The 15,774-nt window shown below is 71.9% G+C and carries 11 protein-coding genes; 10 read left to right on the top strand and 1 reads right to left on the bottom strand.

Features of this window, described 5'->3' with window-relative positions; genetic code table 11:
• Positions 1 to 132: 132 nt before the first annotated feature.
• The 7 genes from argC to argH all read left to right on the top strand — a co-directional run bounded on the left by argC (position 133) and on the right by argH (position 8,542).
• Positions 133 to 1,161 (top strand): N-acetyl-gamma-glutamyl-phosphate reductase, encoded by a 1,029-nt coding sequence (gene argC / locus ACRX5S_RS02085; RefSeq protein WP_436770924.1) that lies wholly within the window; start codon positions 133 to 135, stop codon positions 1,159 to 1,161.
• Positions 1,158 to 2,309, top strand: coding sequence for a bifunctional glutamate N-acetyltransferase/amino-acid acetyltransferase ArgJ (gene argJ / locus ACRX5S_RS02090; RefSeq protein ID WP_436770925.1), 1,152 nt, complete (start codon positions 1,158 to 1,160; stop codon positions 2,307 to 2,309). The genes argC and argJ overlap by 4 nt, the downstream gene beginning before the upstream one ends.
• Positions 2,306 to 3,280 (top strand): acetylglutamate kinase, encoded by a 975-nt coding sequence (argB, locus tag ACRX5S_RS02095; RefSeq protein ID WP_436770926.1) that lies wholly within the window; start codon positions 2,306 to 2,308, stop codon positions 3,278 to 3,280. The genes argJ and argB overlap by 4 nt, the downstream gene beginning before the upstream one ends.
• On the top strand, positions 3,277 to 4,497 hold the full coding sequence (locus tag ACRX5S_RS02100) for an acetylornithine transaminase (protein WP_436770927.1): 1,221 nt from the start codon (positions 3,277 to 3,279) through the stop codon (positions 4,495 to 4,497). The genes argB and ACRX5S_RS02100 overlap by 4 nt, the downstream gene beginning before the upstream one ends.
• A gap of 64 nt (positions 4,498 to 4,561) precedes the next feature.
• Positions 4,562 to 5,131 carry an arginine repressor gene (locus tag ACRX5S_RS02105; RefSeq protein WP_436770928.1) on the top strand — a complete coding sequence of 190 codons (570 nt, stop codon included), beginning with the start codon at positions 4,562 to 4,564 and terminating at the stop codon, positions 5,129 to 5,131.
• Between the two features lie 744 nt (positions 5,132 to 5,875).
• A complete protein-coding gene (locus tag ACRX5S_RS02110; protein WP_436770929.1) occupies positions 5,876 to 7,072 on the top strand; it encodes an argininosuccinate synthase in 1,197 nt (398 codons plus the stop codon).
• Between the two features lie 51 nt (positions 7,073 to 7,123).
• Positions 7,124 to 8,542, top strand: coding sequence for an argininosuccinate lyase (gene argH, locus ACRX5S_RS02115; RefSeq protein WP_436770930.1), 1,419 nt, complete (start codon positions 7,124 to 7,126; stop codon positions 8,540 to 8,542).
• Positions 8,543 to 8,647: 105 nt separating this feature from the next.
• Here the strand turns inward: argH and ACRX5S_RS02120 are convergent, their stop codons facing one another.
• Positions 8,648 to 11,248, bottom strand: a complete 2,601-nt coding sequence (locus ACRX5S_RS02120) for an ABC transporter substrate-binding protein (protein ID WP_436770931.1) — start codon at positions 11,246 to 11,248, stop codon at positions 8,648 to 8,650.
• Between the two features lie 391 nt (positions 11,249 to 11,639).
• On the opposite strand from ACRX5S_RS02120, the gene ACRX5S_RS02125 reads away from it, so the two are divergent.
• From ACRX5S_RS02125 to ACRX5S_RS02135, 3 genes are read left to right on the top strand one after another with little or no spacing between them, the layout of a single operon-like run.
• A complete protein-coding gene (locus ACRX5S_RS02125; protein ID WP_436770932.1) occupies positions 11,640 to 12,878 on the top strand; it encodes an alpha/beta hydrolase family protein in 1,239 nt (412 codons plus the stop codon).
• Complete coding sequence (locus ACRX5S_RS02130) at positions 12,875 to 14,614, top strand: WS/DGAT/MGAT family O-acyltransferase (RefSeq protein ID WP_436770933.1); 1,740 nt, start codon at positions 12,875 to 12,877, stop codon at positions 14,612 to 14,614. Before ACRX5S_RS02125 ends, ACRX5S_RS02130 begins: the two co-directional genes overlap by 4 nt.
• Positions 14,611 to 15,585 carry an SDR family NAD(P)-dependent oxidoreductase gene (locus ACRX5S_RS02135; RefSeq protein WP_436770934.1) on the top strand — a complete coding sequence of 325 codons (975 nt, stop codon included), beginning with the start codon at positions 14,611 to 14,613 and terminating at the stop codon, positions 15,583 to 15,585. Before ACRX5S_RS02130 ends, ACRX5S_RS02135 begins: the two co-directional genes overlap by 4 nt.
• Positions 15,586 to 15,774 lie beyond the last annotated feature (189 nt).

Below are 15,774 nucleotides of genomic sequence, written 5' to 3' on the forward strand. Positions count from 1 at the left end.
GTTATGCGGCGATCTTCGGAGTAATGTCGCAGCTGGAGGCCCCGGTCGTGGGTGGGCCACGTGGCCGTGGCGGATGGTGTTTGCATAAAACTTCGCTCCTCCGTATATTCATTCCGTCGGGAGGAGGCGACCATGGGCGTCACGGCGGCACTGGCGGGAGCCAGCGGCTACGCGGGCGGAGAGATTCTTCGGCTGCTGCTCGCACATCCACACTTCGAGGTCGGCACGCTCACCGCGGGGTCCAACGCAGGTCAGCGCCTGGGCACGCTTCAGCCGCACCTGGTGCCGCTGGCCGACCGCGTGCTCTCCGAGACCACGGTCGACGCGTTGGCGGGACACGACGTGGTCTTCCTCGCCCTGCCGCACGGGCAGTCCGCGGAGATAGCGCGGCAGTTGGGCGACGACGTGCTCGTCGTGGACTGCGGCGCCGACTTCCGGCTTCACGACGCGGCCGACTGGGAGCACTTCTACGGCTCCGAGCACGCCGGCACCTGGCCGTACGGCCTGCCGGAGCTGCCCGGCGCGCGCGACCGGCTGCGCGGCAGCAAGCGCATCGCCGTGCCCGGCTGCTACCCGACCGTCTCGCTGCTCAGTTGCTTCCCGGCGTTCGCCTCGGGGCTGGTCGAGCCCGATGTGGTGATCGTCGCCGCGTCCGGCACCTCCGGCGCCGGCAAGGCTCCCAAAACCCACCTGCTCGGCAGCGAGGTCATGGGGTCCGCGAGCGCGTACGGCGTCGGCGGGGTGCACCGGCACACGCCGGAGATCGGCCAGGGCCTCGCCGCCGTCGCGGGCGGGCCGGTCACCGTCTCGTTCACGCCGACCCTCGTCCCGATGTCGCGCGGCATCCTCGCCACGTGCACGGCGAAGATCCGGCCCGGGGTGAGCGGCGCGCAGGTTCGCGAGGCGTATGAGAAGGCGTATGCCGCCGAGCCGTTCGTCCACCTCCTGCCGGAGGGGCAGTGGCCGGCGACCGCCATGGTCTACGGCGCCAACACAGCGCTGATCCAGGTCACGGTCGACGAGCGTGCCGGGCGGCTGGTCGCCGTCGGCGCGATCGACAACCTGGCCAAGGGCACCGCGGGCGGCGCGGTGCAGAGCACGAACATCGCCCTCGGCCTCGCCGAGGACCTGGGACTGAGCAAGACGGGGGTCGCGCCGTGAGTGTCACCGCAGCAGCAGGATTTCGGGCGTCCGGCGTCGCGGCCGGGCTCAAGACGACCGGCGCGACCGACGTCGCCCTGGTGGTCAACGACGGACCGTCGCTCGCGGCCGCGGGCGTGTTCACGTCCAACCGGGTGCAGGCCGCTCCGGTCCTGTGGTCCCGGCAGGTGCTCACCGGCGGGCGGCTCCAGGCCGTGGTGCTCAACTCCGGCGGCGCCAACGCCTGCACCGGTCCCGAGGGCTTCCAGAACACCCACCGCACCGCCGAGCAGGTGGCCGCGGCCCTCGGCCTCAACGCCGGCGAGGTCGCGGTGTGCTCGACCGGTCTGATCGGCCTGCAACTGCCGATGGACAAGCTGCTGCCCGGGGTCGACGCGGCGGCGGCCCAGCTGTCCGCCGACGGCGGCGAGGCGGCGGCCGTCGCGATCAAGACCACCGACACCGTGCACAAGGTCGCCACCGCGGGCGGGTCCGGATGGGTCGTCGGTGGCATGGCCAAGGGCGCGGGCATGCTCGCCCCCGGTCTCGCCACCATGCTCGTCGTGCTGACCACCGACGCCGACGTCCCCGCCGAGACGCTGGACTCCGCGCTGCGGGCGGCCACGCACACCACGTTCGACCGGGTGGACTCCGACGGCTGCATGTCCACCAACGACACCGTGCTGCTGCTCGCCTCCGGTGCCTCCGGAGTCACCCCCGAGCAGGGCGAGTTCGCCGAGGCCGTGCGCTCGGTGTGCGCGGACCTGGCGCGTCAGCTCGTCGCCGACGCCGAAGGGGCGAGCAAGGACATCGCCATCGAGGTCGAGGGCGCGGCCACCGAGGCCGACGCCCTCCAGGTCGCCAGGTCGATCGCCCGCAACAACCTGCTCAAGTGCGCGATCCACGGCGAGGACCCCAACTGGGGCCGGGTGCTCTCGGCGATCGGCACCACCTCCGCCGAGTTCGACCCCGACCGGCTCGACGTCGCCATCAACGGCGTGTGGGTCTGCAAGGGCGGCGCCGTCGGCGAGGACCGCGACCGGGTCGACATGACCGGCCGCGAGGTGCGCATCACCGCCCGGCTCAACGCGGGCGCCGAGGCCGTCACCGTGTGGACCAACGACCTGACCGCCGAATACGTGCACGAGAACTCGGCGTACTCGTCATGACCGCCGCAATCGACCAGAACCCGTCCGGGGGGAGCACGGTGAAGACCGAGTCCGTGGGCAAAGCGATCCGGGCCGCGCGCCACAATGTGGCGCTCGGCAAGGCGCACACCCTCATCGAGGCACTGCCGTGGCTTGAGCACTATTACGGCAAGACCGTCGTCATCAAGTTCGGCGGCAACGCCATGGTCGACGACGCCCTCAAGCGCGCCTTCGCCCAGGACGTCGTCTTCCTGCGCTTCGCCGGGCTCAAGCCGGTGATCGTGCACGGCGGCGGCCCGCAGATCAGTGCCCACCTGGACAAGCTCGGCCTGGAGTCCACCTTCGCGGGCGGCCTGCGGGTCACCACCCCCGAGGCGATGGACATCGTCCGCATGGTCCTCGCGGGCCAGGTGCAGCGCGAGATCGTCGGCCTGGTGAACGAGCACGGCCCGTTCGCCGTCGGCATGACCGGCGAGGACGCGCACACCATGACCGCGGAGAAGCGGCACGCCGTGGTCGACGGCGAACTGGTCGACATCGGGCTGGTCGGCGACGTCGTCGAGGTCAACCCCGGAGCCATCGCCGCGCTGCTGGACGACGGGCGCATCCCCGTCATCTCCTCGGTCGCGCGCGGCGCCGACGGGCACGTCTACAACGTCAACGCCGACACCGCCGCCGCGGCCCTGGCCGCGTCGCTGGGCGCGGAGCGCCTGGTCGTGCTGACCGACGTCGAGGGCCTGTACGCCGACTGGCCCGACAGCGACGAGGTCATCAGCCGCCTCGACGCCGACGAGCTCGCCGAGCTGCTGCCGACCCTGGCCAGCGGCATGGTGCCGAAGATGGAGGCGTGCCTGCGCGCCGTACGGGCGGGCGTCAAGGCCGCCCACGTCCTCGACGGGCGGGTCGCGCACTCGCTGCTGCTTGAGGTGTTCACCGACGAAGGCATCGGGACCATGGTCGTCCCGGCACCGAACCAGGGGGCGGGGGCATGAGCGGTTCGCAGACGAACGAGGCGTACCAGCAGCGGTGGGGCGGGGCCCTGATGCCGTCGCTCGGGCAGCCGAAGGTCGCCCTGGTGTCCGGCAAGGGCGCCCACGTGGTGGACGCGGACGGGCGCGAGTACACCGACTTCCTCTCCGGGGTCGCGGTCAACGTTCTGGGCCACGCCCACCCGGCGGTCATCGACGCCGTCACCACGCAGCTCTCCGCGGTCGGCCACGTCTCCAACCTGTTCATCTCGACCCGCGCGGTCGAACTGGCCGAGCGCATCCTCGGCCTGACCGGCCGCGACGGCCGGGTGTTCTTCTGCAACTCCGGCGCCGAGGCGAACGAGGCGGCGTTCAAGATCGCGCGCCGGACCGGGCGGCCCGAGGTCGTCACGGTCGAGGGCTCCTTCCACGGGCGCACCATGGGCGCGCTCGCGCTGACCGGGCAGCCCGGCAAGCGTGAGGGCTTCGAACCGCTGCCCGGCGGCGTGCGGTATGTCCCGTTCGGCGACATCGACGCGCTGGACGCGATGGTCACCGACCGGACCGCGGCCGTGCTCCTGGAGCCGATCCAGGGCGAGTACGGCGTCCGGCCGCTGCCGCCCGGCTACCTCAAGCGGGCCCGGGAGATCACCGCCGAGCGCGGCGCGCTGCTCATGCTCGACGAGGTGCAGACCGGCACCGGCCGGACCGGGTACTGGTTCGCGCACCAGGACCCGTACTTCGAGGGGGCCCTGCCGGACGTCATGACCCTGGCCAAGGGCATCGGCGGCGGCCTGCCGCTCGGTGCCTGCGTCGCGTTCGGCGACGCCGCGCAGTTGCTGGCGCCGGGGCAGCACGCCTCGACGTTCGGCGGCAACCCGGTGTGCTGCGCGGCGGGCCTCGCCGTGTTCGACACGCTGGAGGCCGACGGCCTGTTGGACCGAACTCGCGCGCTGGGCGGGCGGATCACCGCCGGTGTCGAGGCATTGGGCCACCCGCTGGTCGATCATGTGCGTGGCGCGGGCCTCCTGCTGGGTATCGTGCTGACCGCACCCGTCGCGGGTCACGTCGCCGAAGCCGCCGGCGACGCGGGCTTCCTCGTCAACGCGGTGGCGCCGGACGTCATCCGGCTCGCTCCTCCGCTGGTCGTCGACACCGCCGACGTGGAGGCGCTGATCGCGGCGCTGCCCGAGATCCTTGACGCGGCGTCAGCCGCTTCGGCCGCGGGAGGACCCCGGTGACCACGACCCACGCGGTACCGCGCCCGCGCGGCCGACGACGAGTCCGAAGGTAGGCGAGGTCGTCATGAGCAACGAGCAAGAGACCATGCCCACGCCGGCGCCCGAGGGCGTGTACGCGGTGCCGAGCACCCGCGCCGCACGCCACGGGCGCATCGTGGACATCCTGACCCGGCACCGCATCCGGTCCCAGGCGCAACTTGCCGCGCTGCTCGCCGACGACGGCCTCGCCGTCACGCAGGCCACCCTGTCGCGCGACCTCGACGAGTTGGGGGCGGTGAAGATCCGCGACGGGCAGGGCGCGCTGATCTACGCGGTCCCCGCGGAAGGCGGCGACCGCACCCCGCGCGTGCCGTCCGACGACACGGTGAGCGAAGGACGCCTGGCCCGGCTCGCGGGGGAACTCATGGTCTCGGCGGAGGCCTCGGGCAACCTCGTCGTGGTGCGCACCCCGCCCGGCGCCGCGCAGTTCCTCGCCTCGGCGATGGACCACGCCGACAGCCGCGAGATCCTGGGCACCATCGCGGGCGACGACACGATCCTGCTGGTGTGCCGTGACCCCGAGGGGGGAGCGGCACTGGTGGCCCACCTCGTCGCCCTCGCCGAAGGCGGCCGCTCCGCGGCGGCCAGGGACTAGGCCATGTCTCCGCATTCCCGGCGGATAGCCCGCGGGCCTTGGTGGGTGCCCTCGCAAGGCTCGGCCCGCGGCTCGGCCCGGGTTTCGCTTGGACGGGCCGTCAGGGCCCGGCGGCAAGAGTCGTAGCGCCGCGATTTGGGAGGGCCGTCAAGGCCCAGAGCGTGCCACGGCCCCCGGGCCCGGCGGGACTTCGAAGACACGAGTTAGCGCAAGGATCCGGAACGTTGGCCAGGAACGAGACAAGGGACTGGCGATTGAGTGTGCACGCACGACCGCCGGATAGGCCGCGGGTTGCGGCGCGTGCCGGGTTCGTCGGGCGAGGTCCGCAACGCGGCGAGCGCCGCGCGGCCTGCGGCTCGCGGGCATGGCGGCGTGTGACCACGAAAAACTGGCCCAAGCCAGGGCCCGGGCCAGGAGACCCAGTCCGGGCGGAACCCCGGGCCGAACGCCGGGCCCAATTTCGGGCCGAATCCGGGGCGCCAACCCGGGCGGAACCACGGGCCGAATCCCGAGCGGGACGCCGGGGCCCAATCCCGGGCCGGGGTCGGGTTGAGCTCGGGCCAAGGGCGGGCCGGGTTCACGCCGTGGCCAGGCCCAGGGCGCGTCCCCCGGGGGCTCGGGGGGTGCGGCCCTTTGAGGCCGTGGGTGCGGGGTGGTGGACGCGTCGCGTGCACCCCCTCGAAGACTTGAACGACCGTCGCCGGGCTGCTCGGTTCGGCGGCTGAACGGAATGGAGCAAGGCTCGTGACCGAGCGCGTCGTACTCGCATACTCCGGGGGGCTGGACACCTCGGTCTGCATCGGCTGGATCGCCGAGGAGACCGGCGCCGAGGTCATCGCGGTGGCCGTCGACGTCGGCCAGGGCGGCGAGGACCTTGAGGTCATCCGCAAGCGCGCGCTCGCGTGCGGTGCGGTCGAGGCCGAGGTGGCGGACGCCCGCGACGAGTTCGCGGACGAGTACTGCCTGCCTGCGATCAAGGCCAACGCCCGGTACATGGACCAGTACCCGCTGGTCTCGTCGCTGTCCCGGCCCGTCATCGTGAAGCACCTGGCGGCCGCGGCCAGGAAACACGGCGCCACGACCGTCGCGCACGGCTGCACCGGCAAGGGCAACGACCAGGTCCGCTTCGAGGTCGGCATCGCCTCGCTCGCCCCCGAGCTCAAGTGCATCGCGCCGGTACGCGATTACGCGATGACCCGCGACAAGGCCATCGCCTTCGCGGAGGCCAACAGCCTGCCGATCGCCACCAGCAAGAAGTCCCCGTACTCGATCGACCAGAACGTCTTCGGGCGCGCCGTCGAGACCGGGTTCCTGGAGGACATCTGGAACGGCCCGATCGAGGACGTCTACGAGTACACGCAGAACCCGGCGACGCCGCGCGAGGCCGACGAGGTCGTCATCACGTTCCGGTCCGGCGTGCCGGTCGCGATCGACGGCCGCCCGGTCACCGTGCTCCAGGCCATCGAGGAGCTGAACCGCCGGGCGGGCGACCAGGGCGTCGGCCGCATCGACATGGTCGAGGACCGGCTTGTGGGCATCAAGAGCCGCGAGATCTACGAGGCGCCGGGCGCCGTCGCGCTCATCACCGCGCACACCGAGCTGGAGAACGTCACCGTCGAACGCGAACTCGCCCGCTACAAGCGGCAGGTCGAGCAACGCTGGGCCGAGCTGGTGTACGACGGCCTGTGGTTCTCGCCGCTCAAGCGCGCCCTCGACGGCTTCATCGCCGAGGCCAACCAGCACGTGTCCGGGGACATCCGCATGACCCTGCACGGCGGCCGCGCGGTGGTCACCGGGCGGCGCAGCGAGTCCTCGCTGTACGACTTCAACCTGGCCACGTACGACACGGGCGACACGTTCGACCAGTCGCAGGCCAAGGGCTTCATCGAGATCTTCGGCCTGTCGAGCAAGATCGCGGCCGGGCGGGACCTCGGGCAGTAAGGTCGGGCCCCGCGTCGGCCCGCGCAACCGGTACCAGGGAGAAGGCAGAACGTGACGAACGAGCAGGAGACCACCCGTCTGTGGGGCGGCCGGTTCTCCGACGGCCCGAGCGAGGCGCTGGCCAAGCTGTCGGCATCGGTGCATTTCGACTGGCGGCTCGCGCCGTACGACATCGCCGGTTCGCGCGCCCACGCGCGGGTCCTGCACAAGGCCGGTCTGCTGACCGACGACGAGCTGGCGCGCATGCTGGAGGGCCTGGACCGGCTTGAGGCGGACGTCGCGGCGGGTACGTTCACCGCGACCATCGAGGACGAGGACGTGCACACCGCGCTGGAACGCGGCCTGCTCGAACGCCTCGGCCCCGACCTCGGCGGCAAGCTGCGCGCGGGCCGCTCCCGCAACGACCAGATCGCCACCCTGGGCCGCATGTACCTGCGCGACCACGGCCGCGCGATCGGGGCGCTGCTCGCCGACCTCCAGGAGGCGCTGGTCGCGCAGGCCGAGGCCAATCTCGACGTCGCGATGCCGGGCCGCACCCACCTCCAGCACGCCCAGCCGGTGCTGCTCGCGCACCACCTGCTCGCGCACGTTCACGCGTTCGCACGGGACGCCGACCGGCTGCGGGACTGGGACCGCCGGACGGACGTGTCGGCGTACGGCTCGGGCGCGCTCGCCGGGTCCTCGCTCGGCCTCGACCCCGAGTCGGTCGCCCGCGACCTGGGCTTCAGCGCCTCGGCGGGGAACTCCATCGACGGCACCGCGAGCCGCGACTTCGCGGCGGAGTTCGCGTTCGTCACCGCCATGCTCGGGGTCAACCTGTCGCGGTTGGCCGAGGAGATCATCATCTGGAACACGAAGGAGTTCTCCTTCGTCGACCTGCACGACGCGTTCTCCACCGGTTCGTCGATCATGCCGCAGAAGAAGAACCCGGACATCGCCGAGCTCGCGCGCGGCAAGTCCGGGCGCCTGATCGGGAACCTGACCGGGCTCATGGCCACGCTGAAGGCCCTCCCGCTCGCGTACAACCGCGACTTGCAGGAGGACAAGGAGCCGGTGTTCGACAGCATCGACACCCTTGAGGTGCTGCTGCCGGCGTTCACCGGGATGGTGGCGACGCTGCGGTTCCGCCGCGAGCGGCTTGAGGAGCTGGCTCCGGCCGGGTTCTCGCTCGCGACCGACATCGCGGAGTGGCTGGTCAAGCAGGGCACGCCGTTCCGCGTCGCGCACGAGGTGGCGGGCGCCTGCGTCAAGTACTGCGAGCCGCGCGGCCTGGAGCTGTGGGACCTGACCGACGCGCAACTCGCGGAGATCTCGCCGGAGTTGACGCCGGAGGTGCGCGGGGTGCTGACCGTCCTCGGCTCGATCCGCTCGCGCGACGGGCGCGGTGGCACCGCGCCCGTCCGGGTCGCCGAGCAACTGGCGGAACTGCGCGAGGACTTGAAGACGCAGCGGGAGTGGGCGCAGGGCTGAGGCCCGCGCCGTACAAGGGAGTCGGCCGGGGCCGGCGATCCGCGGAGTGCGGACGCCGGGCCCCGGTGTCGATACCACCGCCAACGGCCGGGCTCAGCCGACGGCTCAGGCGGTGACCAGTTTGTGGAGGTTGCCGACGTACGTGATCGTCTGGGCCTTGACCTGGTACCCGTACACGGCGCCGGTTCCGGCGAATTCGCCGGTCGACCGGTCGAAGGCGTACTCCTTGAGCGGCGTCTTGTAGCGGACCGACCGGATCGCGCCGAGCATCGCCGACCTCGTCGGCGTCTGCGAGCGCAGGGACTTGGCGGCCTCGATGATCAGGTTGACCACATCGTACGCCTCGGCGGAATACGTCGACGGCTGTGTCTTGAACGCCTGCATGTACGCGGTGGCGAACGCGCGCAGCGTGGGCTCGGCCTTGGGGTCGACCGCGGGCACCGTGAGGAACCAGTCCTCGGCGGCCGGCCCGGCGAGCCGGACGAACTGCGGGTCGGTGACCCCGTCGGGCGCGATGCGGTGGCCGGTGTAGCCGGCGGCGGCGAGCTTGACCGCGAAGGGCGCGGCGTCCTGGTAGTAGCCGGCGTAGACCAAGGCCTGCGCACCGGAGGCCTTCACCCGGTTCGCGGCGTCGGTGTAGTCCACGGACCCCTTCGGGGCCTCGTGCTTCGTGATCTTGGCCGCGGTGCCGAGACCCTTCTCGACCGCGGCGAGGAGGCCGCCGGCGTACGACGATCCGTCGCCGAGCAGGAACACCGATGCTGCGCCGAGCTTCTTGAGGTAGGCGGCGATCTCCGTGCCCTGCTCGTTGTCGTTGGTCGTCGCCCGGTTGAAGTAGGTGGACGGGGATGCGGTGAGGATCGGGTTGGTGGCCGAGGGGGTGACCGCGGAGAGGCCGGCGTTCTCGTAGAGCGCCGAGGCCGCCCGGGTCGGTCCGCTGAATACCGGGCCGACCACGGCGACGACTTCGTCGTCGTCGATGAGTTTTTGCGCCGCCATGGCGGACTTCGTCTCGCTGCCCTGGTCGTCGGACGGCACCAGTTCGATGCGGAACGGCAGGTCGCCTCGCTGGTTCGCCTCGTTGACGGCCAGGGTGGCGCCGTTGTGCATGTTGATGCCCAGTTGCGCGTTCTCCCCGGTGAGGCCGCCCTGGAAGCCGAACTTGAGCAGCGGCCTCTGCCCTGACGGCGACGGGCTGTCGCCCCCTTGCACGGGCTGGTCGCCGCCGGGGTCGTTGCCCACGTTGTCCGCCGAGTCGTCGTCGCCCTTGTTCCCGTCCGACTTGGTCAGGAGGTATGCGGTCAGGCCGCCGACCGCGGCGACGGAGACCGCGGCGCCGCCGATCACGAGCGCGCGCCGGTTGACGCCGCCGGACCCGTGCGCTCCGCCGGGCTGCGGCCCGACCGGGTGTCCGGCGGCCGGACGCTCCGTTCCGTACGCAACGGGCGGCGGACCGTACCCGGCCGCCATCGGCGGGAACGGCCCGGCGGGTGTGGGTTGTTCGTGGACGGCCAGAGCCGGGGGCGGATAAGGCTGTCCGGACGGGGACAGGAAGGGCAGCCGTGCCGCGGGCGGCCCCACGGTGGGCGCGTACGACGGCGGGGGAGGCGCGGCCGCGGGCTGTGACGGAGCCGATCCGCCTTGGCCGCTGCCCGGATTGTCGGGTGCGGCGACCCCGGTCGGAACTGCCGGGCCGCTGCCCGCGGTTCCGCCCGCGCCTCCGGCGCCGGCGCTCCCCGCGGCGCCTCCGGCACCGCCGCTCCCCGCAGTGCCGCTGCCCGCGCCGCTGCCCGCGTCCGAGCCGAGTCCGGAGTCCAGATCCAGGACCGCCGCGCTGCGCTCCGCGATGGCGTAGGTGATCGCCGGAGGCAGCCAGCCCGAGCGCGTCAGGACCTCGGTCGTCTGCCCGTCGGGCACCGCCAGGTCCAGGAGTTCGCCCGCGTTCGGTCGCCGGGCGGGGTCCTTGTCGAGGCAGGGTTCCACGATCGGCCGCAGGTACGCGGGTACCGGCTCCAGGTCCGGCGGCGTGTGCACGATCCGGTACAGCAGCGACGCCGCGGACCCGCCGCCGAACGGCCCGAGCCCGGTGGCGGCGAAGACCAGGACCGACGCGAGCGAGAAGAAGTCCGAGTACGGCCCGACCTCCCCGCCGTTGGCCTGCTCGGGCGACATGTAGCCCGGCGAGCCGACCACCAGCCCCGTGGACGTGATCGAAGTGTCGTCCGCGGCACGGGAGATCCCGAAGTCGATCAGGCGCGGGCCGTCGAGGGCGAGCAGGACGTTCGACGGCTTCAGGTCGCGGTGCACGAGGCCCGCGCCGTGCACCGCGCGCAGCGCCTCGGTCAGCCCGGCGGCCAGCGCGCGGACCGTCGGCTCGGGCAGCGGCCCGTGCTCGGCGACCGCGTCCGTCAGCGAGGGGCCCGCGACGTAGGCGGTGGCCAGCCAGGGGATCTCAGCGTCCGGGTCGGCGTCCACGACGGGCGCCGTGTAGGCGCCGGAGACCCGGCGGGCGGCCGCGACCTCGCGCCGGAAGCGGGTCCGGAAGCCGTCCTCGGCGGTGAGTTCGGGACGTACGAGCTTGAGCGCCACGGTCCGGCCACCCGGCGAACGGGCAAGGTAGACCTGCCCCATCCCCCCGGAGCCGAGCCTCGCCAACAGCCGGTAGTCGGCGATTTGTGACGGATCATCAGGTTGCAGCGGCGGCACGTGCTGGTTCCTTCCCCCCGGAGCGATCGTGGATCGATCTCGTCAGGACATCGTTTCACCCTCGTGGTCGCGAAGTGGTGGGGAAGTGCCGCAAACCGATGTCCGGAACGGTCGTTCGGCCCGATACAAATCGGCCGCGTTGCCGTTCCGTTTCGTTGCTGTCGCCACCGAGTGTGCGGTCTTGAGTGGAAGTAAAGCTTCCGGACGCATATGTGAATTCGCCGTTACTACTGGCGAGTGACTGTGTTCGCTCCGTTGATTCCGTACTACTGTCGAGCCTGCCGGATCGCCTCAGGGTTGCCGATCAACCACTGAGCGTGATCGACGGCGCCGTGTTGCCCCGCTTTGGGCAGGGGTCGTGCACTCACCACTCGGGGGAGGGGAGTCGACCGTGTTCGATCGTTTGCGACAGTTCAGGTCCGAGGGCGAGAAGTCGGCGTCGATGCTCTCCGACATTCCGCTGGGCACGATGCTGCGCAGCGTCCCACGCTCGGTCGGGTTCGGAGTGCGGTCGTACGTCCGGTCGTTGCGCGCCGAGCGCCGCAACTACCCGGACATGCCGACGGTGTTCCCCACGCCCGGGCTCGTCTCGGCGGCCTTCCTCGACGAGCTCGTCGTCGCGTTCATGTCCACCAGCCGCCTGTCCCCAGGACCGGGGGACGCGCAGCGCATCCGCGAGGAAGTCGCCGAGGCCCTGGGCAAGTTCCAGGCCGAGGCGTACCTCGACGACCCGGCCCTGTTCCATCCCGAACCACCACCGCTGACCGACCCGGTCGTCCGGGGCAAGCTGTACGGCACCATCAGCTACGAGCAGCTCGCCTTCGACAGCGGCTATGTTCCGTGGCCCGGCATCCCCGGCGCCACCCGGTGGCAGTCCGCCGGCGCCAACCAGCGCGTGTGGGCCTACGTCCTCCGCCACCCCGGCAAACCCCGCCCCTGGCTCGTCAACCTGCACGGATTCGGTATGGGACGCCCCGGTGACCTGGCCGCGTTCCGGGCGCAGCGGGCACACCGCGAGTTCGGCCTCAACGTCATGCACGTGGTCCTCCCGATGCACGGGCCACGCAAGGCGTCCCGCACCCAGGACACGCCGTTCATCTCCTTCGACTACCTCGGCAACGTCCACGGGCTCGGCCAGGCGGTCTGGGACGTGCGCCGCTGCCTGGCCTGGGCGCGCGGCCAGGGGGCGACGCGGATCGCCGTGCACGGGCTGTCCCTGGGCGCGTACGTGGCCGCGCTGCTCGCGGGTCTCGAAGACCTCGACTGCGTGGTCGTGGGCGTGCCGTCGGTCGACATGGCGTGGGTCATGTCGCACCACGTACCGGACGACATCAAGCGCGAGGTGCAGGCCGCCGGGCTGCTCGGGAGCGAGGCCGCGACCGTACACCGCGTCGTCTCGCCGCTCGCCCTCACCCCACGGGTGCCGCTGGAGCGCCGGTTCGTCTACGCGGGGCTCGCCGACCGGATGGCGACGCCGCAGCAGGCGTACCGGCTCTGGAAGCACTGGGAGGAACCGTCCGTCTGCTGGTACCGCGGCTCGCACATCGGGGCCATGTGGAACCGGCAGACCCGCCGCTTCATCGATGATGCCCTGACCTCGTCGGGCATCGGGAGGAGGAACACCTGGTGAAGCTCTCCGGTCTGGACTCGGCCTTCCTGGCGCTGGAGTCGGAGACATGGCCGATGCACGTCGTGTGCCTCACGATCGTGGACGCCTCCGACACCGGCGGACGCGTCGACTTCGAGTCCTTCAAACGAACCCTCGCCGCACGGCTGCCGCGCCTGCCGCTGCTGAGCCGCAGACTGGTGCAGCGGCCCTGGGGCCTGTCGCGGCCGCACTGGGTCCCCGACCCGGACTTCGACTTCCGCAACCACGTGCACCGCGCCACCGTCGCGGCGCCGGGCGGACGCGCCGAGCTGGCCGAACTCGCCACCGAGATCTACCGGCACCGGCTCGACCGCGAACGCCCGCTGTGGGAGTGGTGGGTCGTCGAGGGCCTGGAGAACGGCCGCATCGCGCACCTGTGGAAGGTGCACCACGCGTGCATAGACGGCCGTGCCGGTGCCTCGATGCAGGAGGTCTTCTTCGACGCCGACCCGCACGGCGGCGTCTCCCGCGAGTTCGTCCCGCTGCCGATGCCGGACGAGGGCGACGGCCTCCCCGAGGGCATCGCCCGGTTCGCCGAGCCGGCCAAGTCGCTTGCCGGTACTCCGGTACGCCTGGCCGGGCAGCTCGGCTCGACCGCGCGGGGCGTGGTCGCGGCGGCCATGACCGGGCGGCTGGGCCAGGCCATGCCGCTCAACATGCCGCGCACCCGGTTCAACGAGCCGGTCGGCAAGGCTCGTTCGTACGGCTTCTGCACGGTGTCGCTGTCTGACGTCAAGACCGTCAAGAACGCCTTCGGGGTCAAGGTCAACGACGTCGTGCTGGCCATCGTGGGCGGCGCGGTGCGGAGCCTGCTCGACTCGTTCGGCGAGTCCCCCGGCAGGCAGTTGGTGGGGACTGTCCCCGTCGACGCCACGAAGGGCGGCACCCGCTCCAGCGGCAACCTCATCACCGGCATGCTCGTCGGCCTGTCCACAGACGTCGACGATCCGGCCGAACGCCTGCTCTGCATCCACGAAAACGCGCTGGCTTCCAAAGCCGTGCAGGGCGCGTTGGGCAACGACCTGCTGACCGGCCTGGCGGACACCCCGCCTCCGGCCGTCGTCGGCCTCGGCGGTGACGCATACCGCGCGGCGAAGCTGGCCACGCTTCTGCCGCCCGTGTGCAACGCGGTCATTTCCAACGTTCCGGGACCCCGCGCGACGCTGTACTCGCAGGGGCAGAAGGTGGAGGCGTTCCATTCGATGGGCATCATCGCGGACGGATTCGGCCTCTTCGTCGGAGGCATGAGCTATGACGACCAGATCGACATCGGGGTGCTCGCGGACCGCGACGCGCTGCCCGACCCCTTCGCACTTGCGGACAGCATCGTCGAGCAGTTGAACGTCCTGCTCAAGGCCGCCCACGAGTTCGACCGGCCGCCCGGCGGCACGACGCGGTACGCCGCCGCGGAGCCGCAGCCGGAGGCCCGGCCGGAGGACCGGGCCGCCCCGGAGACCGAGACAGAGCCGCGGCCCGAGGCGCCGGCAGCACCCGCCGCCCGTACGCCTGCCGCACCCAAAGCGGCGGTGGCCCGGAAGCCGGGCACCCGCAAGACCCCGGCCCGATCGACGGCCGCGCGGACCGCGGCAACCCGCACCGCGACCGCACGCGCCACGGCGACCACCCGGACTCCGGCGGCCCGCAAGCCCGCCGGAGTCCGTGGTGCCGCCAACGCGCCCAAGCGGAGTGCCGACGGCCCGAGCATGACGGGCGGGTGAACGTGGCGCAGGAGCCACCGCATCAGCGGGAACCGAAGCCCCAGGAACCGAAGCCTTGGGAACTCCAGAACCGGGAACTCCAGAACCGGGAACTCCAGAACCGGGAACTCCACGACCGACCCGATGCCCGACCACCCCGCAGGGCGGCCCTCGTCACCGGCGCCAACTCCGGGCTCGGCCTGGCGAGCGCGCTCGCGCTGGCGTCCCGGGACAACATGCGCGTGGTCGGCACCGTCCGGTCCGCCGAGAAGGGGGACAAGGTCCGGCGGGCGGCCGAGGAGGCCGGTGTCGAGGTCGAGACCCGCATCCTCGACGTCACCGACGCCGCGGGATGCAAGGACGTCGTCGGCGAGATCCGCCCCGACGTCCTGGTGAACAACGCCGGCGGCACCTGCTACGCACCCGTCGCGGATGTCATGGAAGAGGAGGCCCGGCACCACCTGGAGACCGCGGTCTTCGCCCCCATGCGCCTGGCCCGGCTGGCCATCCCCTATATGCAGGACCGCGGTTGGGGCCGTGTCATCCAGATCTCGTCGGTCGCGGGCAAGGTCACCTATCCGCTCATGGGCTGGTACCAGGCCGGAAAGCACGCCTTGGAGGCGCTCTCGGACGCGCTGCGCCTGGAGGTCGCGGGGTCCGGAGTGCACGTCGTGGTCGTCGCGCCCGGCGGCTTCCGCAGCGGCATCAGTGAGGACATGGCCGACGTCGCGCACCGCTACCGGGGATCGAAATACGCCACCGCGTTCCGCCGCCTCGACCTCGGGTTCACCCTCGTCCAGCCCTTCTGGACGGACGCCGAGCGGGTCGCCGCGGTCGTCGCGGCGGCGGCCACCGATCCGGAGCCCCGGGGCAGGTACGTGGTGGGCCGCGACGCCCAGGTGACGCTGCTGGTCTCCCGGATCGTGGAGAACTTCGGGGCCGCGGTGGAGTTTCGCGACAAAGCGGTGCGCCGTCTGATCGGTTTGCCCTGAGCCGTACGGGGTTTGGCCGACAAACGCGGGTGTGCCGCGCGTTCCCACCCGGGTAGAAGAACCGGAAAAGCCGTGTGGAACAGTGACCGAACACGGGGTGGCGGGCAACCGCGGCCGCTCCGCACCAAGCACGGCGATCAGGGCGATCAGGGCCTGGGGGGGGGGGGGGGGGGGGGGGGGGGGGGGGGG

It is taken from the genome of Yinghuangia sp. YIM S09857 (assembly GCF_051388915.1).
Lineage (GTDB): Bacteria > Actinomycetota > Actinomycetes > Streptomycetales > Streptomycetaceae > Yinghuangia.

Coding starts and splice junctions, on each gene's coding strand:
- ACRX5S_RS02100 (WP_436770927.1), top strand. CDS start 3,277: ATGAGCGGTTCGCAGACGAACGAGGCGTACCAGCAGCGGTGGGGCGGG.
- ACRX5S_RS02105 (WP_436770928.1), top strand. CDS start 4,562: ATGAGCAACGAGCAAGAGACCATGCCCACGCCGGCGCCCGAGGGCGTG.
- argC (WP_436770924.1), top strand. CDS start 133: ATGGGCGTCACGGCGGCACTGGCGGGAGCCAGCGGCTACGCGGGCGGA.
- argB (WP_436770926.1), top strand. CDS start 2,306: ATGACCGCCGCAATCGACCAGAACCCGTCCGGGGGGAGCACGGTGAAG.